The following is a 21804-nucleotide window of genomic DNA, read 5'->3' as shown; positions in this document are numbered from 1 at the left end:
CTGCCTACTGCAGTGACTTGAGCAGATTGTCGACCGTGAACGGATTGGCTTTCGGCTTGGCTGGAGGCGGATTGTCGTTGGCGGGCACCTGCTCGGCCTTGGGTGCCTGTTGCGCCGCCTTGCGCTCGGCTTCGAGCCTGGCTTTTTCCTGGGAGGCAATGCGCATCGCCTCCTCCGCCTTCTGGCGCTCCTGCTCGGCCTGCGCCTTGGCCGCCTCGTCCGCTGCCTGCTGTTCCGCCGCCGCCTTGGCCTCGGCATCCGCCTTGGCTTTTGCTTCCGCGTCGGCCTTTGCCTTGGCATCCGCTTCGGCCTGGGCCTGAGCGTCGGCCTCCGCTTTCGCCTTGGCGTCGGCCCCGGCTTTCAGGCGCGCCGCTTCCTCTTGCTGGCGCAGCTCCTCGGCGGCCTTGTCGCGGGCATCCTGAAGGGCCGCGTAATAGCGCACTTCGCGTCGCAGCCGCTGTTTCTCCAGCAGCGCGGCCTGCATCGCCTCGACGCGCTGCTGTTCTTTTTCCAGCGCACGCTGGGTCAGGAATTGCGCCAGCGGCTCGCTGTCGAACTGCCGTTTCACGGCACCGAACGGCCCCTCGGCGGTGAAATTCACGGCCGGCTCGGAGCCGACCAGCGCTTCGTCGCCGGGCCGATAGGTGACCGCGCCCTTGGCGGAAACCGTGCCGGTGTTGAGATCCGCCGTGATGTCGGCCGACAAGGTCGCCGCCGGGTTTTCAAGACTGATCGGCGGCGCCCTGAGCGTGCCGCCGGCAATCGTGAAGGCGACCTCGGCATTCCCGGCGGCGAAGCTGCCGTCGGCGGCGATGTCAGGCGCGAAACCAGCCGTCTTGGCGGCGTCGATATCGCGTCCGATCGCATCCGCCTTGGCCAGGAAAGCCCCGAACGCGTCAGGATTGACGCCGGCGATCCGCAAGCCCTTCAGCGTCGCCGTGCCGGATCCCGATAGAGCGGCAATCATCGCGTCGACGGATTTGCCGCTGGTCGACAGCGTCGTCGAGAAATCGCCGATGCCGCCGATGCCCGCATCCGGCAAGACATCAGCCAGATCGGCACCCGCCAGTTTCATCTGACCGGTGAAAAGCCCGGTACCATCATTGTTCTTCAGCTCGAACAGGCCGGAGAGCGCCCCGCCGAGGAATTTGGCCTTGAGATCGGTGACCCGAATGCCTTCCGGGTCGAGCTTGAGCGAGAGTGCCGCGTCATAGGCGGTGGCGAGCGGGCCAACGGTCAGCGAAGCCGTGGTCAGGTCGAGTTCGGCCGTGAACGGCAGGCTGGACTTCTGGCTGAACGGCGCCGACGGCCACGCGCCGGATTTGTCATTCTTGTCGGCCCTGTCATTCTTGTCGGCCCTGTTATTCTTGTCGGCATTGTCGCTCTTGCCGGACCCGTTCTTGTCCACGAGAAAAGCGGAATCGCCAAACAGCGCCACCGCCATCGGATCGAGGTCGAGTTCGTCGAGCGCCAGCGCCCCAGCCAGATGCGGCACGCCGTCCTTGCCGTCGACCCCCTGCTTGACATCGAGGTTGATGTCGCCGGACACAGCCGCCTCGTTGATGGCGCCGCTGAGCCCGGAGAGCACCAGCAGGCCATTGCCGTAATCGGCCTGCGCGGCCAGCGATGTCGACATGCCGGCGCCCATGCCGGGCAGGCCGATGCCCGTCGTCATCAGCCACGGCTCGATGTCGGAGGCGTCGAGATTGATCTTGCCCTTGGCCGTCGAGCCTTGCGGCGTGTCGGCGACCATGCCCTCGAAGCCGGCCTTGAAGTCATTGCCGGCAAGGCTGAAGCTCGTCGCCAGGCCGCCGGAAAGCGTACCCTTGGCCTGGATGTCGGTGCTTGCTTCACCCAGCATGCCGAGCGGCAGCGCCGGCAGGCCGTAGAGCGCGAGCAAGGCGGTTGCGTCCGGGTTCCTGGCGTTGAAAGTCAGTGTCACTGGCGCGTCGGCAAGCCTGTCCACCGCGCCCTTTCCCGACAGCGACGCCGAAAAGGACGAGCCGCCGGCCTTACCTTGCCCGCTCACCGCCAGGCCCGTGGTGCCGTCGCCATTGTCGGCGGCACTGGCCACGAGGTCGACGCGCGCGTCCTGGAACAAGTCGGGGTAGGCCGCGGCGCGGTCTGCGAGCCCCTTCAGCACGGCATTGTCCGGATAGTGCCGTGCTGCGACATCGATCAGCGGTTTGAGGTCGACCGCGACCACCGAGGCGTCGAGCTTGCCGGTCGGGCTCGCCGGAAAATCCTTGATGCGGCCGGTGGCGCTGATCGAGGAACCGGCCAGCCCACCGACAGACAGTCGGTCGATTTCGAGCAGCCCGTCGCGCAGTCTGAGCGCGGTATCGACCGTGTCGGCCGTCAAGCCGCCGGCGCTGACAGGGCCGGCCTTGATCTGGAAATCGAGGTCGCTGTCGGCAAAACGGTTGGCACCCTTGTCACTGACGAAGATCGAGGCGAAGGCCGCCAGCCCATCGACATCGAGATCGCCGCCCTCGAGCCGCATCAGCACCGATGGCTTTGCGTCTTCGGGCTGGCTGGAATCGATGCGGCCGGAAAACTTCGCCTTGCCGAGGATCAGTTCGAGATCACTGAAGGATTGATGATTTTGCGAGAGATCGACCTTGGCCTTGAAACCGGCGGCAGGCAGACGGCGGATCGCCTCGTCGACATCCTTCGACAGCCAGGCGGCAAAACCCGAGGGTTGCGCCACGGCCAGCAGCAACGAGCCGGTGAAGCCGAAATGGCCCTGCACGTTGAGCATGACCTTGCCATCGGCTTCCAGCTTGGTGCGGCCGGGCAAGGTCGCGGCCAGCGATTTCACCGACCAGCCGTCACCGACCGGCTCGGCCGAAAGATGAACATCGCGCACCGTCGTGTCGCCGGCCACCACCGCCGGCAACTTGACCTCGACCGTGCCGGGAATGGTCGGCTTCGGCAGATCGAGCAGCGCCTGCTCCAGGCCGGCGATGCGCTGATCCAGTGTCAGGCCCGTACCCGCCTGGGCACCCACCGCCTCGTCGAACTGAACCTGCGCGCCATTCGCCTCGATGGCGAAACTCGGTTTCTGGCCGAGATCGACCGAGGCCTTGCCATCGGCGGTGTAGGGATTGTCGAGCGGACCGGTCTCGAAACGGAATTCGTCGACGCCAAGCTTCTGGTGATCGAGCGAGAACTTGCCGTTAAGCCGGAAGCCCGGATCGGACTTGCCGGTGCTGACTTTCACCGTCTCGCCGTCCGTGCCGCGCAACTCGGCTGAATTCTTGCCCGCGCTATCCTTGTCCGCGCCCGAAATCTTGAACTGGCCGGAATAGACGGCGGCACCGTTGACGATGCCGGCATTGCCGTCGGTCTCGATGACCAGCGGATAGGCGTCGGGATCCGCCTTCACCCGTAACCGCATCTGCCCGGAGGGTTCGGCCTTGCCGGTCGACGCCGCGACCGTGGTCCGCAACCCGTCCAGCCGCAACGTGCCATCCATGCGCCACGGACCGGCCAGCGACTTGGCCGAAATGGTCGAGTTGATCTCCGAAAAGATATGGCTGCGGCCGCCGGCGGCATGGCGCAGTTCAATCTGCCCCTCCGTCACAGTCAGTTTCTCGATCGAGACCTGGCCGGGGTCGAAGGGCGAGGACGGGCGCATGGCCCAATCGACGGCTCCGTCGGCGGCGATGTCGATGGTCGCCTTTGGCCGCACCAGCCGCATGTCGAAGATCAGCACCTCGCCGCGCAGGAAGGGTGCCAGTTCCGCGTCCATCGAAAACGTCTCGACGGTCATGGCCGGCTGGCCGTCGGGGCCACCGGCGACGGCGACGTTGGAAAAGGTCACCGAGGGAAACGGCAGCAGCCTTGCCGTGGCGTCGCCCTGCACGGTTACCTTGCGGCCGAGGATGGCGCTTGCCTCGCGCTCGAACTCGGCGCGGTAGCCGGTCCAGTCGATAAAATGCGGCACCACCAGCGCCGCAAGCAGCACCAGCACGAACAGGCCACCGAAGATCACGAACAGGCGTGCGAGCATCAGCTCCGAACAGGTTGATTGCAATTCCGCCGCACTCTACCCGCATCCGCGTGTCGATAAAGAGGCAATTCATCCCGTGTTGCGTCATGTCGGACGATCTGAAACAAATCCGGGGAAAGCGGAGATTCTCGGATGTCGGGCAAGAACTGGGATCGCGTGCCGATCGATGCGCAGAGTGTCGATGCCCCGCTATCGCAGTCGGCGATTTTCCTTGTCGGCACCGTCGCCGGCGATCAGCCGGCTCTGGCCAGGGTTTGTTCCGTGCTCGGCGAACTCGACGATCTGGTCAAGACTGTCGGATTCCGCGATCTCGGCGGGCGCCTGTCCTGCATCGCCGGCATCGGCCGCGATCTCTGGGACCGGCTCAGCCCCGGCCGGCGGCCGCTGGAACTGAAGCCGTTCGCGCCGATCAAGGGCGCGGTCCATTCGGCGCCAACGACACCGGGCGACCTGCTCTTTCACATCCGCGCCGAGCGGCCCGACATGTGCTTCGAATTCGAGCGTATCCTGCTCGACAGGCTTGGTCCCGGCGTCAGCGTCGCCGACGAAGTGATCGGCTTTCGCTATTTCGACGCCCGCGACCTGCTCGGCTTCGTCGACGGCACCGCCAACCCGGCCGGCCTCGATTTGCCCGCCTCGGCGCTGGTCGGTGACGAGGATGCCGATTTCGCCGGCGGCAGCTATGTCGTGGTCCAGAAATACCTGCACGACATGCAGGCCTGGGCGCGCATTCCCACGCCCGAGCAGGAGGCGATCATCGGCCGCACCAAGATCGACAACATCGAAATCGACGATGACGACGCGCTGCGCAAATCGCACAAGGCGCTGGCCACCGTGGTCGATGCCGACGGCAACGAACACGACATATTGCGCGACAACATGCCGTTCGGCAGGCCCGGGCAGAACGAATTCGGCACCTACTTCATCGGCTACAGCAGATATCTTTGGGTCACCGAGAAAATGCTGCAGCGCATGTATGTCGGCGACCCGCCCGGCGCCTACGACCGGCTGCTCGATGTCTCCACGCCGCACACCGGCACGACCTTCTTCGCCCCGACCCGCCCCATGCTGCAGACGCTTGCGCAGGACGCCCGGGAGCAGCTTTCCGCTGCAGGGTAGAGCGGCGGTTGACGGCCCCTTAGCGTGCGTCGCGTTTCGCCTGCGCCACATTGGCCGCCTTGCGCTGGCGGCCGAGTTCGGCCGGCCGAACAAGATTTGGAACCTTCTGGTTGGCCACGGCCCGCATGCCCTCGTGGGCGGTGCGCGAATTGTGCGTGGGACCCTCCGGAGCTTTCTGCTTCAAGGCCAGCGCCTTGCGCGCATTGTCGACCAGCGAAGTGCGGGCCGCCAGTTGGCGGCGCCGTTCGGCCTCGCCGTTCAGCCGCCGCATCGCCATGGCCAGCACCGCCTCGACCCGAATGGCGGCGCGGTCAAGACGCGCTGTTCGCGATGCCCTTAGCCCGCGTCAGGCAGGATCTTGCCCGGATTCATGATGTTTTGCGGATCGAGCGCCTGCTTGATCGTGCGCATGATGTCGACGCCATGGCCGAGTTCGTGGCGCAGGAACCCGATCTTGCCTTGCCCGATGCCGTGCTCGCCGGTGCAGGTACCCTCCATGGCGATCGCCCGCATGTTGAGCCGTGCCACGAATTTTTCCGACAGCGCGATTTCCTTGGGATCGTTGACATCCATCAGCACCAGCACGTGGAAATTGCCGTCTCCGGCATGGCCGACGATGGGCGCGATAAGTCCCATCTCGGCAATGTCGGCCTCGGTTTCCATGACGCATTCGGCAAAGCGCGAGATCGGTACGCAGACATCGGTCGACAGGCCCTTGGCGCCCGGGCGCAAGGTCAGCGACGCCCAGTAGGCGTCGTGCCTGGCCTTCCACAATTTGGTGCGTTCCTCGGCAACGCTGGTCCACAGGAACGGCCCGCCGCCATTGTCTTCCGCGATCGCCCCGAAGGTCTCGGCCTGTTCGGCAACGCCGGCGTCGCTGCCATGAAACTCGACGAACAGGCACGGGCCCTCGGGATAATCGAGCTTGGAATAGGTCTTCATCGCCCGCATCTGCAGCGCGTTGACCAGTTCGATGCGCGCCACCGGAATGCCCATCTGGATCGTCGCGATGACGGCGTTGCAGGCAGCTTCGACGCTCGGGAACGGGCAGACGCCGCCCGAGATCGCCTGCGGAATGCCTTGCAGCTTCAAGGTCAGCGCGGTGATGATGCCGAGCGTGCCCTCGGAGCCGACCAGCAGCCGGGTCAGGTCGTAGCCGGCCGAACTCTTCTTCGCCCGCTTGCCGGTCGTCACCGTCTCGCCGTCGGCCATGACGGCGGTCAGCGACAGCACGTTCTCGCGCATCGTGCCGTAGCGCACCGCATTGGTGCCGGACGCCCGCGTCGCAGCCATGCCGCCGAGCGAGGCATTGGCGCCCGGATCGATCGGAAAGAACAGGCCGGTGTCGCGCAGATGCCGGTTCAAATCCTCGCGCGTGACGCCGGGCTCCACCGTGCAGTCGAGATCCTGCGGATTGACCGAAAGAATGCGGTTCATCCGCGACGTATCGACCGAAATGCCTCCACCCGGCGCATTGGTGTGGCCTTCGAGCGACGAGCCGACGCCGAACGCGATCACCGGCACACGGTGTGCGGCACAGGCACGCACGATTTCCTGCACCTCGGCCGTCGTCTCCGGGAAAGCGACGCCGTCGGGCGCCTGCGTCGGAATATAGGTGGTCGTATGCGCGTGCTGCGAGCGGATGGCCTGTCCGGTCTGGAAGCGCTCGCCCAGCCGCTGCTTGAGGATGCCGAGCACCGCCGCGATGCCTTCCTCGTTGCGTTCGACCGGATTGAGGTCGCTCAGAGCCATGAATTCCTCCGCGAATGGACCAGCGCCCACGCTTGTTATGCGAGTATGGATGCCTAAAGCAATTTCAGGAAAAGTGTGAAGCGGTTTCCATCCGAAATTGCGTCAGAATGTAAAGACACTCACCGGCTACTCTGTCCAGCACCAGAACAAGGAAGTTTCGATGTCCATTCCCGCCCCCTTCGTCTCCAGGCCCATGGGCATCGAGAAGGACTGGATCGACTATAACGGCCATCTCAACATGGCCTATTACAACGTGCTGTTCGACCGCTGCTCGGACGAGGCCTTCGAGGCGATGGGCATGGGGCTGGACTATGTGAAAGAGCGGCGGCTCACCATCTACACCGCCGAAGTCCATGTCTGCTACGTCAGGGAACTGCATCTCGACCACAAGGTCACGGTCTCCTTCCAGCTCATCGACCATGACGAGAAGCGGCTGCGGGCCTATCAGGAAATCCGCCATGTCGACGGCTGGCTCGCCGCCACGTCCGAGACCCTGTCGCTGCATGTCGACATGTCGGGGCCGAAGGTGGCGCCCTTTCCGGCCGATGTACTGGCCAGGATCGAAGCCATGCGCGCCGCCCACTCCGTGCTCCCGATGCCCGAGCGCGCCGGCCGTTCGATCGGCATCAAGCGCAAATAGGGCGAAGCCCAGGCGACCGGGTCTGGCCTCAAAGCCACACCCGCGATCCAAAATCGCCGGGTTCCTCAAATCGGCTGGCACGCGTGCTTGAAGCCACCTCGCACCCGCATTAACCTTACCGAGGATTTAACGGGAACAAGCCATCTGAGCCGTTGAACGACTCAGCGGAGCGGTCGAAAACGTCCGCACAGGGTTGTTTTAGCGGGCGGCGCGGCGAAGCCGGTTCGAGGAACGTGCATGAAAACCGACATCAAGGTCGAGGTGGACAGGCTGGCGGCCGATCCGCGCATATCGGACTACGATTTCTGGCGTTCGCTCAAGAATGTCGACAACGAGATCTTTCACATCGCCAACAACAACGAACCGATCCCGTTCGACATGATCCGCTGGCGCAGCATCCTGAAGCGCGCCCGCCTGAAGCGCGGCCACGCTTAGCGCCGTTGCCTGATCGCCGCCAGCGGCGAGCGCGCGATCACCGGCGACGACTGGATGATCGCCGTGTTGGTCATCGCATAGGGGATGATGCGGTCGATCACCCGTTCGAGTTCGGCGACCGAGCCGACATGCGCCAGCGCGATGAAACAGTCCTCTCCGGTCACCCGGTCGCATTGTGCGATCTCCGGCAACTCACGGATGATCTCGGCCACGACTGACAATTGCCCAGGCACCGGCCGGATGCGCAGCCACGCCGACAGTTTCAGGCCAAGCGCCGCCGGGTTGATCCTGACGCAATAGGCCTCGATCACGCCGTTCTCCTGCAGCCGCTTGATGCGCTCCGCCACGCTCGGCGCAGACAGGCCGACGGAACGGGCCAGCTCCGCGGTGCTGATGCGCGCGTCCTCTTCCAGCAGGCGCAGGATCTTCATGTCGGCCGCGTCGATGTCGGCATTTTCGTTTCGAAGGCGTTTCATGGAAAACTCCTTGCCTCCGAGAAAGGAATGATTGGTCAAGCTGGTCATCATCCATATGAATAGGGAGGATTGGCTACGATACTGATCCCATGGATGACCAGAGGCAAGCCCCGCATACCAGCCCTGCCGCTGCCACCCCGGCCTTTGCCGGCCCCGCGCTCGCCGGGCTCGCGACAAGATTGCCGCCTCATATCTGGTTCGCTGTCAGCGCTGTCTTTCATTATCTCGGCCCGGCCTTCGCCGTGCTGCTTTTTGCGCAAGTCGGCGTGCTCGGCATGGCCTGGCTGCGCATAGCCACCGCGGCGCTGGTCTTCGCGCCATTGACCCGCCCATGGCGAACCTTCGCCAGCGCCGATCCTCCGACGCGGCTCCTGCTCGTTGCCTTCGGTGCTTGCCTGGCGGTGATGAACTGTTCGTTCTACCTGGCGCTCGACCGCCTGCCGATCTCGCTGGTGGCGGCGATCGAATTCGCCGGCACCATCGGCGTCGCGCTCGCCGGCCTCAGAAGCGCCCGCAATCTGGCCGCTCTTGCCGTCGCCGTCACCGGCACCTTGCTGCTGATCCACGTCAAATGGTCAACCGACCCGGTCGGGCTGGTCTGGGCTTTCCTCAACGGCGCGCTCTTTGTCGGCTACATCGTGCTTGGCCACCGTGTCGCCCGCGCGGGCGCCGGCGACGGCATCGCCGGCCTGGGTGCGGCCATGGCGGTCGCTTTCGTCGTCGTGCTGCCCGTTGGCTTCGCCGACGCCCTGCCCGCCTTTTTGTCGCCGCCGCTGCTCGTCGCCGCCATCGGCGTCGGCATCTGCTCGTCGGTCATTCCATACGTATGCGACCAGCTCGCCATGGCGCGGTTGCCGCGCGCGAGTTTCGCGCTGATGCTGTCGCTGCTGCCGGTCACCGCAACGCTGATCGGCGTCGTCGTGCTGCGCCAGGTACCCGGTCCGTCCGATTGCCTCGGCATCGCGCTGGTCGTGGCCGGCGTCGCGCTTCACAGGCCGGCCTCGGCTGGCTAGCCGGGAAGCCCCTTCCTCGCGGTCGGTTGCGGAAAGCCTCCATCGGTTCCCGCCTGCGACGAACTGCGACAGGCCAGCCGAGATTGAAACCAAATTCTACTTTGAGCCGTTGTCTCCCGCGAAAAATGGCTTGGAGCGACGCTATGGAACGGAAACGGACCAGGGAGCCGGCGGACGCATGGCACATGACCGACGACCTTCATGTCGAGCACGGCAAGGGCGACCCCTTCGCGGCGGCCATCCGCGCCACGCGCATGTCGATGATCATTACCGATCCGCGCCGGCAGGACAATCCGATCGTCTTTGCAAACGACGCCTTCCTGCGCCTGACGGGTTATGAGCGCGACGAGGTTCTCGGCAGGAACTGCCGCTTCCTGCAGGGGCCGGAGAGCGACAAGGAAGCGATCGCTCAGATACGCGCCGCGATCGCCGATGAAACCGACATCAGTGTCGATATCCTGAATTACCGCAAGGACGGGTCGACCTTCTGGAACGCGCTCTACATAAGCCCCGTCTCCAACGACAAAGGCGAAATGCAGTTCTTCTTCGCCTCGCAACTCGATGTTTCCGACCGGAAGCTCTGGGAAAATCGCATCACCGCGGACAAGGAGCGTTTCGAAAAGGCCGTCAAGGAACGCACGGCTGAGCTCGAAGCGGCGCTTGAGGCGCAGACCACGCTGCTGCATGAGGTCGATCATCGGGTGAAGAACAATCTGCAGATGATCTCCTCGCTTATCCTCATGCAGAGCCGCACCGTCTCCGACGCGAACCTCAAGCGCTCGCTTGGCACGATGTTGGAGCGCATAGAGGCGCTCAGCACCGTGCACCGCCGGCTCTACCAGTCCAAGGATGTCAGCAAGTTCGATGTTTCCGACTTCGCCAAGGATCTCATCTCCGACCTGCTCACGGCTTCGGGACGTTCGGAAATCAATCCGACACTCGATCTCGAGCCCGTCGTCGTCCCGGCCGAGAAGGCGACGCCGGTGGCGCTGATGGTCAACGAACTCGTCACCAACGCGCTCAAGCATGCCTTCAAGGAGAGGCCCGACGGCACGAGATCGGGCAGCATCGGCATCAAGATGAGCCAGCCGGACGGCCATTTGAACATCGAGGTCTCGGATGACGGCGTCGGCATGGCGGGCGCCAATGGCGACGCCTCCTTCGGCATGCGGCTGATCAAGTCGCTTGCCCGCCAATTGCGTGCCGACATCGAGTGGCGCGATGCCGGTCCCGGCACTCGCGTTGTCATCTCGATGCCCAATGGACCACAGCACAAAGGGAACCTGTCATGATTGAACCGCTCAAGGTCCTGATCGTCGAGGACGAGGCGCTGCTGGCCATGGAGTTGGAGAGCCTGGTCGAGGACGCCGGGCACAGCGTCGTCGGCTGGGCAACATCGCTCGCCGAAGCAAAGGACATGGTCGATACCACCCAGGCCGATATCGCCTTTGTCGACATCCATCTCACCGACGGCCCGACCGGCATCGACGTTGCCGAATATATTGGCGACAGAAAGAACTCGATGGTCATTTTCATGACCGCCAACCCGAAGCGCATCCCCGACCACTTCGCCGGTGCGATCGGCGTCATCGCCAAGCCCTACACGATGAACGGGCTGACCTCTGCCCTGCGCTATTTGCAGGAAGGCGTGCGGCGCCCGCCGCCGAAATCGGAGCGCCCGGCGGGCTTCACCCTGTCGCCGGCCTTCAAGACGATCTGGGCGCCGGCGGCCTGAAGGCGATGGTCATGCCAGCTTCTGCCTGAGGAAGGCGATCGTCCTGCCCCAGGCGAGGTCGGCCGCCTTCTTGTCGTAGCGCGCCGCCGAGGTGTCGTTGTTGAAGGCATGGTTGGCGCCTTCATAGACATAGACCGTGTATTCGACATGCGCGGCATCGAGTTCCTTCTTGAAGGCATCGATGCCGGCATTGGTGCGCTCGTCGAGGCCGGCATAGTGCAGCAGCAACGCGGCCTTGATCTTCGAGACGTCGGCGGCCTTCGGCTGCATGCCGTAATAGGCGACGCTCGCGGCAAGGTCGGGCGCATTGACGGCCAGCATGTTGGCCGTACCGCCGCCCCAGCAGAAGCCGATGGCGCCGACCTTGCCATTGCCGTCCCCGTCGGCCTTGAGGAAGGCGACCGTCGCCACGCCATTGGCCACGGTCTGCGCCGGGTCGAGTTTCCCGAACATGTCGCGCGCCTTGTCCTCGTCAGTGGGCGTGCCGCCGAGCGGCGACAGGAAATCCGGCGCGAGCGCCACGAACCCTTCCAGCGCCACGCGCCGGGCGACGTCGCGGATATGCGGGTTGAGCCCCCTGTTTTCATGGATGACGATGACCGTGCCGAGCTTACCGGCCTGGTTTGCGGGTTTGACCAGATAGCCCTTCATCTCGCCGCCGCTGCCGGGATAGGTGATATCCTCGCCCTTTACGCGGGCATCGTTGTCGGCGACGATCGCCGCTTGGGCCGAGTTCGCCGCCAGCATCGGCGCGATCGCGGCCGCCGCCGCGCCCGATCCGGCAAGCCTTGTCAGCTGCTCCATGAAGCGGCGGCGATCCAGCGTCAGATGCGTGTATTCGTCATAGGCATCGATCATTGCCTGGGTAATGACGGGTTTGGTGGTGACGTCGGCCATGGGCTTCCTCGATCTCGTCTCGACTGCGGTGTCCTTGTCGGTCGCAAGATAGGGGCGAGCCTCTCATCGTCCAGTCACCGATCCGTGACATCTCACTGCCTAGCGGCCGTCGGTCGGTCGGCCGAGGATCATCACGTTTTTGTCATCGGCGACAAATCTTGATGGCGCTGCCACAATAGTGGGGGAAACTGGCTGGCCGGCCGCCCTTGGCGGTCACGGTCCTATAGGCCCGATCTGAAAGGAACAATGCCGATGACCATGCCCTCGCCGATCCTGGCAACCGCCTTCGTGGCAGCAGTGGCGGCCGTTCTGGCGATGCGCGCGGCCGTTGTCGCGGCAAGCCGCAAGTCCATGGTCAGGGTCCGCAGCCGCAAGCGCCAGCCCGCGAACTTGAAAACCCAAAGTTGAGGTGAAGTCATGGACGTTCAGGACATCGTGAACACCGTCTCGCAGAAGGCCGGTCTCGACCAGGCCACGACCGAAAAGGTCGTCGGCACCATTTTCTCGGTGCTCGAGCACGAGGCCGAAGGCACCAGCGCCTCCTCCTTCTTCGCCAAGATTCCGGGCGCCGATGCGCTGGCGCAGAAATATGACGTCATGGCCGCCCCGGCCGGCGGCGGTGGCGGCTTCCTGTCGTCGCTGCAGGGCGCGCTTGGCGGCGTTCTCGGCGAAAAGGCCGGCGCGCTGGTCAACGGCCTCGCCGCGCTCAAGGCCTCCGGCCTCGACTTGGCGCAGATCCAGAAGGCTGGCGAGACGCTTGTCCAGCAGGCCGAGGCGGCCGCAGGCCCCGATCTGACCAACCAAGTGCTTGGCTCGGTGCCGAGCCTAAAGAGCCATCTGGGGCTCGGCTGATCGTCGGCTCGCCGGACCCGGTAACCCCGCCTGCCTACTTCGGCAGCGCGTAGGCCATCACATAATCGCCCGGCTTGGTGCCCACCGAGCCGTGGCCGCCGGCGACGATGACCACGAACTGGCGTCCGTCCGCGACGGTGTAGGTCATCGGCGTCGATTGCCCTCCGGCCGGCAGCCGCGCCTGCCAGAGCTGCTTGCCTGACGTCAGCTCGTAGGCGCGCAGATAGTCGTCGACCGCGGCACCCAGGAAGGCGACACCGCCGGCGGTGATCATCGGGCCGCCAATGCCGGGCACCCCGACCTTGAACGGCAACGGCAGCGGCGTCATGTCGTAGACGGTGCCGTTGCGGTGCTTGTAGGCAATCGCGCCGGTGCGAAGATCGACGCCCGCGACGTAGCCCCAGGGCGGCGCCTGGCAGGGAATGCCGAGTGGCGACAGGAACGGTCCCATCACCACCGCATAGGGCGCGCCGTCATTGCGGTTCAGCCCCTGCTCGCTGCCCTTGGTGTCGCCCGGCGGCGGCACGTCGGCGCGCGGCACCAGCCGCGACGTGAAGGCGAGATAGGTCGGCATCCCGAACATCACTTGCCGCACCGGATCGACCGCCACGCCACCCCAGTTGAACGTGCCGAAATTGCCGGGATAAACCAGCGATCCCTGCAGCGAAGGCGGCGTGTAGCGGCCTTCATAGCGCAATTTGTGAAGCGCGATGCGGCACGCCAGCTGGTCGAACATGGTGATGCCCCACATATCGTGCTCGGTCAGCGGCGGCGGGTTGAAGGAAAGGTCGGACGCGGGCTGCGTCGGCGATGTGTGGTCGCCCTCGATGGCGCCGCCGGGCGCCGCCACTTCCTTGACGGGGATGACCGGCTCGCCGGTGCGCCGGTCGAGCACATAGAGGTCGCCCTGCTTGGTCGGCCCGACCAGCGCGGGCACCACGGAGCCGTCCGCCTTGGTGATGTCGATCAGGCTCGGCTGCGCCGGCACGTCCATGTCCCAGAGGTCATGGTGCACGGTCTGGCGCACCCATTTCAGCTGCCCGGTGTTGAGGTCCAGGGCGGTGATCGAGGAGGAGAACTTCTCGACATTGGCGCTGCGGCCCATGCCGAGCTGGTCCGGCGTCTGGTTGCCGAGCGGCACGTAGAGCAGGCCGAGCTTCTCGTCGGCGCTCGGCGTCGACCACATGTTGGGCGAGTTGGCGGTGTAGGTCTGGCCGGCCGGCAGCGGCGTCGTCTGGTCCGGATTGCCGGAATCCCAGTTCCACAGCAATTTGCCGCTGCTCGCATCATAGGCGCGGATGACGCCGGACGGCTCCTGCGTCGAATAATTGTCATTGACCGCCCCGCCGACGATGATCTTGCCGCCGGCAATCAGCGGCGCCGAGGTCGAGTAGTAATAGCCCGACTTCGGATACGGCATGCCGGTCAACAGATTGAGCGTGCCGCCCTCGGCGAAGGCCGGGCAAACCTGCCCGTTGGCGGCGTCGAGCGCGATCAGCCGCGCATCCGAGGTCGGCAAGTAGACGCGCGCCGCGCAGGGCTGGCCGGCGGCGCCCGCTGCGTCGGCATAATAGGAGACGCCCCGGCAGGTCTGGTGCTGGCGGTCCTTGTCGAGCTTGATCTTGGGATCGTAGCGCCACTTCTCCTTGCCGGTCGCCGCATCGACGGCGATGGCGAAGTTGTGCGGCGTGCAGATATAGAGCGTGTCGCCCACTTTGAGCGGTGTCACCTGATAGGTGGTCTCGCCGACATCGTCGGGGCCCTTGACGTCGCCGGTGCGATAGGTCCAGGCCGGCTTCAGGTTGGCGACGTTTTCCGGCGTGATCTGGTCGAGCGGCGAATAGCGCTGGCCGAACTGCGTGCGCCCGTAATAGTGCCATTCGCCCGCAGGCACATCGCCGCCGAGATTGGCGTTGGGGATCACCTTGTCGGTGTCGAGCGCGCCGCCGATGTCCTTCGGGTCCGTGGTCATCGAATAGCCGGCCACCGCCAGCGATGCCAGCACGGCAAGGATCAAAGGGGCTCGCCCGTCCGGACCGGCAAGGCCGCGCCGCGCCCACGGCGTCAGCAGCCACAACGCCACCAGCACGATGATGCCGCCGCGCGGGCCGAGCTCCCACCAGTCGAAACCGGTTTCCCAGACCGCCCAGGCCAGCGTGCCGAGCACGATCGCCGCGTAGAGCCAGAGCGCCGTGGAACGGCGCCGGTAGAGCAGCCAGGCGGCGACCAGGAAGGCGAGACCGACGATGATGTAGTACCAACTGCCGCCCAGCGAAGCCAACCAGATGCCGCCGGCGCCAAGCGCCAGGCCTATGAGGAAGAGAATGAGGGAGGTGATGGTGACAGCCAAGATGATACTCCTTCGACTGTTGCGCGCGTGGGGCGGGCTAGGGCAACCCGGCATTGCGCGTTTCCCGTGCAACTTTCTCCCGACGGCGGCGCCTGTCAAGCGTAGGTCGCGGACCCGCGGGCAGCAACCTCGTTCCGCCTGGGATTGTTCCACAACGGCGGTTCCCATATCGGTGAAGCCGCCGTATCGGGCACTTTGCCGGAACAAAACGTAGACAGTTCTGGTCTTTCCCTCCCGAATCACTACATTCGGGGGAGATGTCCGGCTTTTCCGAAGACATGCCCTTTTTCGACGAACCCAATGCGCGGCCCACGGCCCCGTCGGGCATTGCTGCGCGCGCCATGGCTGCCCGCGGCGGCCAAAACAATGCGCCCGACTATCTCAGGGGCTTGAATCCCGAGCAGCGGCTGGCGGTGGAGACCACCGAAGGCCCTGTTCTGGTGCTGGCCGGCGCCGGCACCGGCAAGACCCGTGTGCTGACCACCCGCATCGCCCACATCCTTGCCACCGGCAGGGCCTTCCCCTCGCAGATCCTGGCCGTCACTTTCACCAACAAGGCCGCGCGCGAGATGAAGCAGCGCATCGGCATCCTGATCGGCGAAGGCAATGTCGAGGGCATGCCGTGGCTCGGCACCTTCCACTCGATCGGGGTGAAGCTGCTGCGCCGCCACGCCGAGCTTGCCGGGCTGAGGTCCGACTTCACCATCCTCGACACCGACGACGTCGTGCGCTTGATCAAGCAGCTGATCCAGGCCGAGGGCCTGGACGACAAGCGCTGGCCCGCGAAACAGTTCGCCCAGATGATCGACGGCTGGAAGAACAAGGGCCAGGGTCCGGCCGATATCGCCGAGGGCGATGCGCGCAGCTTCGCCAACGGCAAGGGCCGCGAGCTCTACAAGGCCTATCAGGAGCGGCTGCAGACGCTGAACGCCTGCGATTTCGGCGATTTGCTCTGCCACCCGATCCGCATCCTCCGCGCCAATCCCGATGTGCTGAAGGACTATCACCGGCGGTTCAAATACATCCTCGTCGACGAGTACCAGGACACCAACACTGCCCAATACATGTGGCTGCGGCTTCTGGCGCAGAGGCCGAGCGGACCACAACCAGCGCGAAGTGGTTCTCCGGGTGGGCGCGTTCCAAGTTTTTCCGGTGTTTCGGATAGAACGGAAGCGGCTAGCTATAGACCCGCAACTCCAGAGGACGAATCAACAGTTTCGGCCGAAGGCCGCAAGCCCGACCGGGCGTCCGAGCCGTTGCGAGGCCCGCGCGGAGGGCCCGCGCCGGCAGGCGCGGAACAGCCCGTGAGCGAAAACAAAGTCAATATCTGCTGCGTCGGCGATGACGACCAGTCGATCTATGGCTGGCGCGGTGCCGAGGTCGACAACATCCTGCGCTTCGACAAGGATTTTCCGGGCGCCACCATCATCCGGCTGGAGCGCAATTACCGCTCGACCGCGCACATACTGGGCGCCGCCTCCCATCTCATCGCCTACAATGAGGGCCGTTTCGGCAAGACGCTGTTCACCGACCGCAACGATCCCGAGGACGGCAAGGTCAACGTCCACGCCGCCTGGGATTCGGAGGAGGAAGCCCGCGCCATCGGCGAGACCATCGAGGCCTACCAGCGCCAGAAGCACAATTTGAACGATATGGCGATCCTGGTCCGCGCGTCCTTTCAGATGCGCGCCTTCGAGGACCGCTTCATCACGCTCGGCCTTAACTACCGCGTCATCGGCGGTCCGCGTTTTTACGAGCGCATGGAAATCCGCGACGCGCTGGCCTTCTTCCGCGTCGTCGCCAACAGCACCGACGACCTCGCCTTCGAGCGCATCGTCAATGTGCCCAAGCGCGGCTTGGGCGAAGCGACCATCCGCCAGATCCACGACACCGCGCGCGCCTTGCGCATCCCGATGCTGGAGGCGGCGGGTACACTGGCGGAAAGCGACGAGCTGAAGCCGAAACCGCGCGCCGCGCTGCGCGAGGTCGCGGCCAATTTCGAACGCTGGCAAAAGGCGCTGGAAACCACGCCGCACACCGAACTCGCCGAGACCATTCTCGAGGAGAGCGGCTACACCGACATGTGGAAGAACGACCGCTCGGCGGAAGCCCCCGGGCGGCTTGAGAACCTGAAGGAACTGATCCGTTCGATGGAGGAGTACGAATCGCTGCGCTCCTTCCTCGAACATGTCGCGCTGGTCATGGATGCCGAGCAGAATGCCGGGCTCGATGCCGTTTCCATCATGACGCTGCACTCGGCCAAGGGCCTCGAATTCGAGACCGTCTTCCTGCCCGGTTGGGAGGAAGGTCTCTTTCCCCATCAGCGCGCGCTCGACGAAGGCGGCCGCTCGGGGCTCGAGGAGGAGCGGCGGCTCGCCTATGTCGGGCTGACGCGGGCCAAGAAGAACCTGCATATCTGGTTCGTCTCCAACCGCCTCATCCACGGGCTCTGGCAATCGACCATCCCGTCGCGCTTCCTCGAGGAACTGCCGGAAGCCCATGTCGAGGTCGCCGAAGCCGGCAACTCCTATGGCGGCTACGGCAATCCCTATGGCGGCGGCTCGTTCGCGTCCGGCCGTGGCGGCGGCCAGGGGGCAGGAAGACAGAACCCCTATGGCGCCTCGCGCTTCGACAATATCGGCGGCAATTCGGGCGGGGAAAAATCCGGCGCCTTCTCCAACACCTATTCGACGCCGGGCTGGCAGCGCGCGCAGGCCAACCGCACCGAGGCGACCGACCGCAACTGGGGCACGCGCTCGGGCCATCAGGTCGAACGCATCGGCTATGGGGAAACAGACTCCGGCTACGGCGCCGGCCGCACCAGCGTCAAGGGCCGCACCATCGATGGCGAGCTGGTCGCCAAATCCGTCTCCGACACGCCGTCCGCCTTCAGCGTCGGCGACCGCGTCTTCCACCAGAAATTCGGCAACGGCAACATTTCAGCCATCGAGGGCAACAAGCTGACCATCGACTTCGACAAGGCCGGCCAGAAGCGCGTGCTGGACGGGTTTGTGGCGGCGGTGTGAGATGCAGCTTACAACGATCTCAATCTACCTTAGACCAGCTTTACCAGCTCGGCGTGATCTCTAAGCGGCGCACTAGCGAATTCATCGAGGGTTAAAAGTGTGAAATCGACAGGGCAGTCGATTGAAAGGGAAAGTTCGCTGAGGTGCCGACAAAGAGCTCGGTGCAAATCCGGAAGCCTCTCATCTGAAATTTCGGTCGTAAAAAGAATATCTACATCGCGAAACAATTCGCCACGGAAAAACGATCCGAAACCATAGGCAGAGTTGATATCAAGATTTGATACTATAGTATCGATTACCGTCTTTATCTTTTTTCGCATAATCCCAATATTTTGTGGCCCAAACTCCGCCGGCCAACTCGGTTGAATTGTAGAGCCCGATATGATTTGTCTCGCAATAATTTTTGGCTTGCGCCGAATAGCCATTCCACGAGCCTCCTACGCAGATATATTGAAGCGGTCCAAAATCTTGCAATGCTCGCATGACAAGCGCAAGACTAAATGCATAGTCGTCACCGCCAAGAAGCCGCATGTGGTCTCCTTGTTGCTTTCTTTCAAATAAAAAAAGTATATCTTTTTCTCTCCGCAAATTCTCTACATTATCGTGATTTAATAGAATTTTATGCAAAAAAGAGGTCCTTGAGAAGGGGATGCTCCAAGGATTTACAGAATCACTCATAGCCAAATCTTTCAGAAAAATCGGTGGGAAACTTGGGGTAAAATTCTGTTCGGCCGAACTGCTGCTGCTCATAGGCCAGAGCGTGTCTCTTGAAGGCAAGGAACACAATAACGTCCTCCTTAGATAGCAATGAAATATTGCTTCCGATAGAATTTACAATCTTTCTATTATTTGGTAAAATTGTATCCAGCTTACGAGCACTCCAAATATCTACAGCATCAGAGCCGGGATCCTCGTTCGCTATCAACGAATGCGGGCCAACGTCCGAGAAGATCCCGTGATTCTCCGCTAGAAGAAGACCGACATAATTTCTTAGTTCATCAAAATTCTCAAATTGAACATCGCACCCCGCTTGCTCGACTTCTTTCTCTCGCCCACTTTTCCACTCCCGCAGCAAATCTTCCGAATATGCGGCTGGAGCTTTGTCAATTGCGGTGTGGCAGTTAGGGCACAGCAGAACTAGATTTTCATACGTGTCGAGGCCACCGTCCGCCTGACCGCGAGGACCGTCCTCACTATGCGCAATAACGTGAGCCATTTCGCCTATATGAAATGTCTGCACGCCATCTATGACCTTGGTCAGATCAGCACGGCACTGCGGATTGGAACATCTTCCACCTGCTCGTCCCCAAAGAATTTTTGTATCTGATAATCCAATCGCCATGATGGATAGAGTGGCGCACTAAGGTACCTTATACCAGTCTATATATCAGCCAAAGGTCGATTATTTGCATAAATATGCCGAGCCTTAGCGGCTGCAAGAGATAACCGACGCTGGCGATCGGCCACTAAATGAGTCTATCAAAGTGCGGGCGACGCCATTCAATCCACCTTCTTCTCGCCCCGCTCCCCGGCCTTCACGATATCCTCTGTCGTAAACAGGATTTCCTTCAGTTCCACGCGCCAGTCCGTCTTCTGGCGCAGCAGGAATTCGAGGTCCATGCCGAAATGCTTGAACTCCTCGCTCTGCGCGTTCTTCATGATCGCCTTGGCCTGCGGGTTCTTCTCGACCGACATGCGCTGTTCGTACCAGCTGATCGCTTCCGCCTCCTCGATCAGCGAGGTGATCATGCGGGCAAAGGTCCGCACTTCCTGCGACAGTTCTTCCGGCGGTTCGTGGTACTGGTCGAAACCCATGTCGTCCTCCCTCAACGGCTCACGGATGGAGCCAGGCATTGGCCCGCATCCATGAATGCGCGTGACGCGCCCCGGGTTCCGGGATCACGGCCACAATTCGGGATGATGGATCCGCGAACTATCTCACGACACCGGCGCCGCGCCCCCCTCTTCCGTGCGCCGCGCGATGAACGCGTCGAGCACGCCTGACGTGGCGGCCGCCGCGGCCGGCGGCTCAAAATCGGCAAGGGTGCGCTTCCAGATGCCGGTGGCGCGTTCGGTGGCGGTCTTCGAGCCGCTTTGCGTCCAGTTGCCGAAATTCGACCAGTCGGCCACCAGCGGCTCGTAGAAGGCGGTGCGGTAGCGCGCCATGGTGTGGCCGGCCGAGAAGAAGTGGCCGCCCGGCTGCACTTCGGCGATCGCCTCGAAGCCTATTGCGTCGTCGTCGCCGGGGGTCGCCGCACAAAGTTCCGCGAGCGTCTGCAGCGCCTCGATGTCGGTGACCAGCTTTTCCAGGGAAACGCTCAAGCCCCCTTCCAGCCAGCCGGCCGCGTGGATGCAGACGGTGGCGCCCGACAGCACCGAGCCCCACAGCGCGAACTGCGTCTCGTGCGCGGCCTGCGCGTCCGAAATGTTGGCCGCGCTGCCGCCGCCCGAGCGCCAGGGCAGACCGGTGAAGCGCGCCAGCTGGCCTGCGCCCAGCGTGGCTTTGACGTGCTCCGGCGTGCCGAAGGCCGGTGCGCCCGATTTCATGTCGACATTGGAGGAGAAGGAACCGTAGACCACCGGCGCGCCCGGCCGCACGATCTGCGCCAGCGTCAGCCCGGCCAGCGCTTCGGCATGCTGCAAGGTCAGCGCGCCGGCCACGGTGATCGGCGCCATCGCACCCGCCAGGCAGAACGGCGTGATGATAAGGACCTGGCCCGCCTTGGCGAAATCGATGATGCCTTGCGCCATCGGAATGTCGAGCTGGCGCGGCGAGTTGGTGTTGATGACGGTGTAGCAATGCGCGCCCGAGCGGAATTCGTCCTCGGACAGCCCGCGCGCCAGCCTGATCATCTCGAAACTGTCATCGACCTGCGGCGTGCCGCGCGCGAACACGAACGGAAATTTGTCCGACAGGGTCAGCTGCGCCCGGTTGACGGCATAGTGGCGGAAACGATTGTCGATGTCCTGCGGTTCGATGCATGGCCCCAGCATGTGCAAGACGTCGAAATGCTGCACCAACTTGATCAACTCCTCGAAGGCGACCAGCGTCCCGGGCCGCCGGCCGCGCTCGAGATCGGTGACATTGGGCGCGCCGGAGCCGGCCAGGAACGTCATCGAGCCCAGTTCGAGCGACAGGTCCCGAGAGCGCGCGCCGGCATAAGCGTGGATCGATCGCGGCGCCGAGGCTAAGGCTGCCGCCACCATGTCGCGACCGATGCGCACCATGTCGGTGTCGGGGTCGACCAGGGCGCCGGCGCGGGCGAGCACCTCGCGCGCCTCGGGCAGCAGCACCTTGATGCCCAATTCTTCCAGCACGCGCAGCGCCGTGCCGTGGATCGACGCCACCTGGTCGTCGGAAAAGATCGGCTGCGGCAGGAATGGGTTCTTCAGCGACCGGTAATTGGGCTTACGGCTTGATTCGCTGCCTGCCTCGCCCATGCGTCCCCGCCGGCGTTCGCGCCTCGTATCCCGTGCAGCGTCATCGACCATCA

18 protein-coding genes and 1 pseudogene are annotated in these 21804 nt (G+C 63.8%); 9 read left to right on the top strand and 10 right to left on the bottom strand.

The features are described from left to right. Positions 1 to 4 precede the first annotated feature (4 nt). A complete protein-coding gene (locus LB571_RS12655; RefSeq protein WP_224594846.1) occupies positions 5 to 4015 on the bottom strand; it encodes an AsmA-like C-terminal region-containing protein in 4011 nt (1336 codons plus the stop codon). 132 nt (positions 4016 to 4147) lie between these two features. Here LB571_RS12655 and LB571_RS12650 point away from each other — a divergent pair, with 132 nt between their 5' ends. Further along, positions 4148 to 5134, top strand: a complete 987-nt coding sequence (locus tag LB571_RS12650; protein ID WP_224594845.1) for a Dyp-type peroxidase — start codon at positions 4148 to 4150, stop codon at positions 5132 to 5134. A gap of 19 nt (positions 5135 to 5153) precedes the next feature. Here LB571_RS12650 and LB571_RS12645 read toward each other — a convergent pair. Then, positions 5154 to 5423, bottom strand: a pseudogene (locus LB571_RS12645) (hypothetical protein); the annotation flags it as partial. A gap of 47 nt (positions 5424 to 5470) precedes the next feature. Next, a complete protein-coding gene (locus tag LB571_RS12640; protein ID WP_140822220.1) occupies positions 5471 to 6886 on the bottom strand; it encodes an FAD-binding oxidoreductase in 1416 nt (471 codons plus the stop codon). Positions 6887 to 7046: 160 nt separating this feature from the next. Here LB571_RS12640 and LB571_RS12635 point away from each other — a divergent pair, with 160 nt between their 5' ends. Both LB571_RS12635 and LB571_RS12630 read left to right on the top strand, forming a co-directional pair. Then, on the top strand, positions 7047 to 7526 hold the full coding sequence (locus tag LB571_RS12635) for a thioesterase family protein (RefSeq protein ID WP_224594844.1): 480 nt from the start codon (positions 7047 to 7049) through the stop codon (positions 7524 to 7526). 237 nt (positions 7527 to 7763) lie between these two features. Continuing rightward, positions 7764 to 7961, top strand: coding sequence for a hypothetical protein (locus LB571_RS12630; protein ID WP_015317249.1), 198 nt, complete (start codon positions 7764 to 7766; stop codon positions 7959 to 7961). Here the strand turns inward: LB571_RS12630 and LB571_RS12625 are convergent. Further along, positions 7958 to 8437 carry an Lrp/AsnC family transcriptional regulator gene (locus tag LB571_RS12625; protein WP_140615683.1) on the bottom strand — a complete coding sequence of 160 codons (480 nt, stop codon included), beginning with the start codon at positions 8435 to 8437 and terminating at the stop codon, positions 7958 to 7960. The genes LB571_RS12630 and LB571_RS12625 overlap by 4 nt on opposite strands. An 89-nt stretch (positions 8438 to 8526) precedes the next feature. On the opposite strand from LB571_RS12625, the gene LB571_RS12620 reads away from it, so the two are divergent. The 3 genes from LB571_RS12620 (at position 8527) to LB571_RS12610 (ending at position 11185) form a co-directional block, all read left to right on the top strand. Next, positions 8527 to 9450, top strand: a complete 924-nt coding sequence (locus LB571_RS12620) for an EamA family transporter (RefSeq protein WP_224594843.1) — start codon at positions 8527 to 8529, stop codon at positions 9448 to 9450. 185 nt (positions 9451 to 9635) lie between these two features. Beyond that, positions 9636 to 10742, top strand: a complete 1107-nt coding sequence (locus LB571_RS12615; protein ID WP_167331122.1) for a sensor histidine kinase — start codon at positions 9636 to 9638, stop codon at positions 10740 to 10742. Beyond that, entirely contained in the window at positions 10739 to 11185 is a 447-nt protein-coding gene (locus tag LB571_RS12610; RefSeq protein WP_015317245.1) for a response regulator, read from the top strand. The genes LB571_RS12615 and LB571_RS12610 overlap by 4 nt, the downstream gene beginning before the upstream one ends. Positions 11186 to 11194: 9 nt before the next feature. Here the strand turns inward: LB571_RS12610 and LB571_RS12605 are convergent, their stop codons facing one another. After that, a complete protein-coding gene (locus LB571_RS12605) occupies positions 11195 to 12082 on the bottom strand; it encodes a dienelactone hydrolase family protein (protein ID WP_224594842.1) in 888 nt (295 codons plus the stop codon). A gap of 246 nt (positions 12083 to 12328) precedes the next feature. Between LB571_RS12605 and LB571_RS12600 the strand changes: the two genes are divergently transcribed. Beyond that, entirely contained in the window at positions 12329 to 12490 is a 162-nt protein-coding gene (locus tag LB571_RS12600; protein ID WP_181171126.1) for a hypothetical protein, read from the top strand. A 9-nt stretch (positions 12491 to 12499) separates the two neighbouring features. Continuing rightward, positions 12500 to 12934, top strand: coding sequence for a hypothetical protein (locus LB571_RS12595; RefSeq protein ID WP_015317242.1), 435 nt, complete (start codon positions 12500 to 12502; stop codon positions 12932 to 12934). Between the two features lie 34 nt (positions 12935 to 12968). On the opposite strand, the gene LB571_RS12590 is transcribed toward LB571_RS12595, so the two are convergent. Further along, positions 12969 to 15284 carry a glucose/quinate/shikimate family membrane-bound PQQ-dependent dehydrogenase gene (locus LB571_RS12590; RefSeq protein WP_318011718.1) on the bottom strand — a complete coding sequence of 772 codons (2316 nt, stop codon included), beginning with the start codon at positions 15282 to 15284 and terminating at the stop codon, positions 12969 to 12971. A 257-nt stretch (positions 15285 to 15541) separates the two neighbouring features. Here LB571_RS12590 and LB571_RS12585 point away from each other — a divergent pair, with 257 nt between their 5' ends. Beyond that, positions 15542 to 18310, top strand: coding sequence for an ATP-dependent helicase (locus LB571_RS12585; protein ID WP_224594840.1), 2769 nt, complete (start codon positions 15542 to 15544; stop codon positions 18308 to 18310). Between the two features lie 270 nt (positions 18311 to 18580). On the opposite strand, the gene LB571_RS12580 is transcribed toward LB571_RS12585, so the two are convergent. From LB571_RS12580 to LB571_RS12565, 4 genes are all read right to left on the bottom strand, one after another. Next, positions 18581 to 18988, bottom strand: coding sequence for a hypothetical protein (locus tag LB571_RS12580; protein ID WP_224594836.1), 408 nt, complete (start codon positions 18986 to 18988; stop codon positions 18581 to 18583). After that, the gene (locus tag LB571_RS12575) at positions 18981 to 19652 is read right to left on the bottom strand and encodes an HNH endonuclease signature motif containing protein (RefSeq protein WP_224594833.1); all 672 of its coding nucleotides are present in this window, start codon (positions 19650 to 19652) and stop codon (positions 18981 to 18983) included. Before LB571_RS12575 ends, LB571_RS12580 begins: the two co-directional genes overlap by 8 nt. A gap of 158 nt (positions 19653 to 19810) precedes the next feature. Continuing rightward, on the bottom strand, positions 19811 to 20125 hold the full coding sequence (locus tag LB571_RS12570) for a hypothetical protein (RefSeq protein ID WP_224595208.1): 315 nt from the start codon (positions 20123 to 20125) through the stop codon (positions 19811 to 19813). A 123-nt stretch (positions 20126 to 20248) separates the two neighbouring features. Further along, a complete protein-coding gene (locus LB571_RS12565) occupies positions 20249 to 21802 on the bottom strand; it encodes a trimethylamine methyltransferase family protein (RefSeq protein ID WP_224594830.1) in 1554 nt (517 codons plus the stop codon). Positions 21803 to 21804: the final 2 nt, after the last annotated feature.

This window comes from Mesorhizobium sp. BR1-1-4, assembly GCF_020165375.1.
In the GTDB taxonomy this organism is placed as follows: domain Bacteria; phylum Pseudomonadota; class Alphaproteobacteria; order Rhizobiales; family Rhizobiaceae; genus Mesorhizobium; species Mesorhizobium australicum.
The sequence above is the reverse complement of the archived record's forward strand: the minus strand, read 5'-3'. Positions and strand labels throughout refer to the sequence as shown.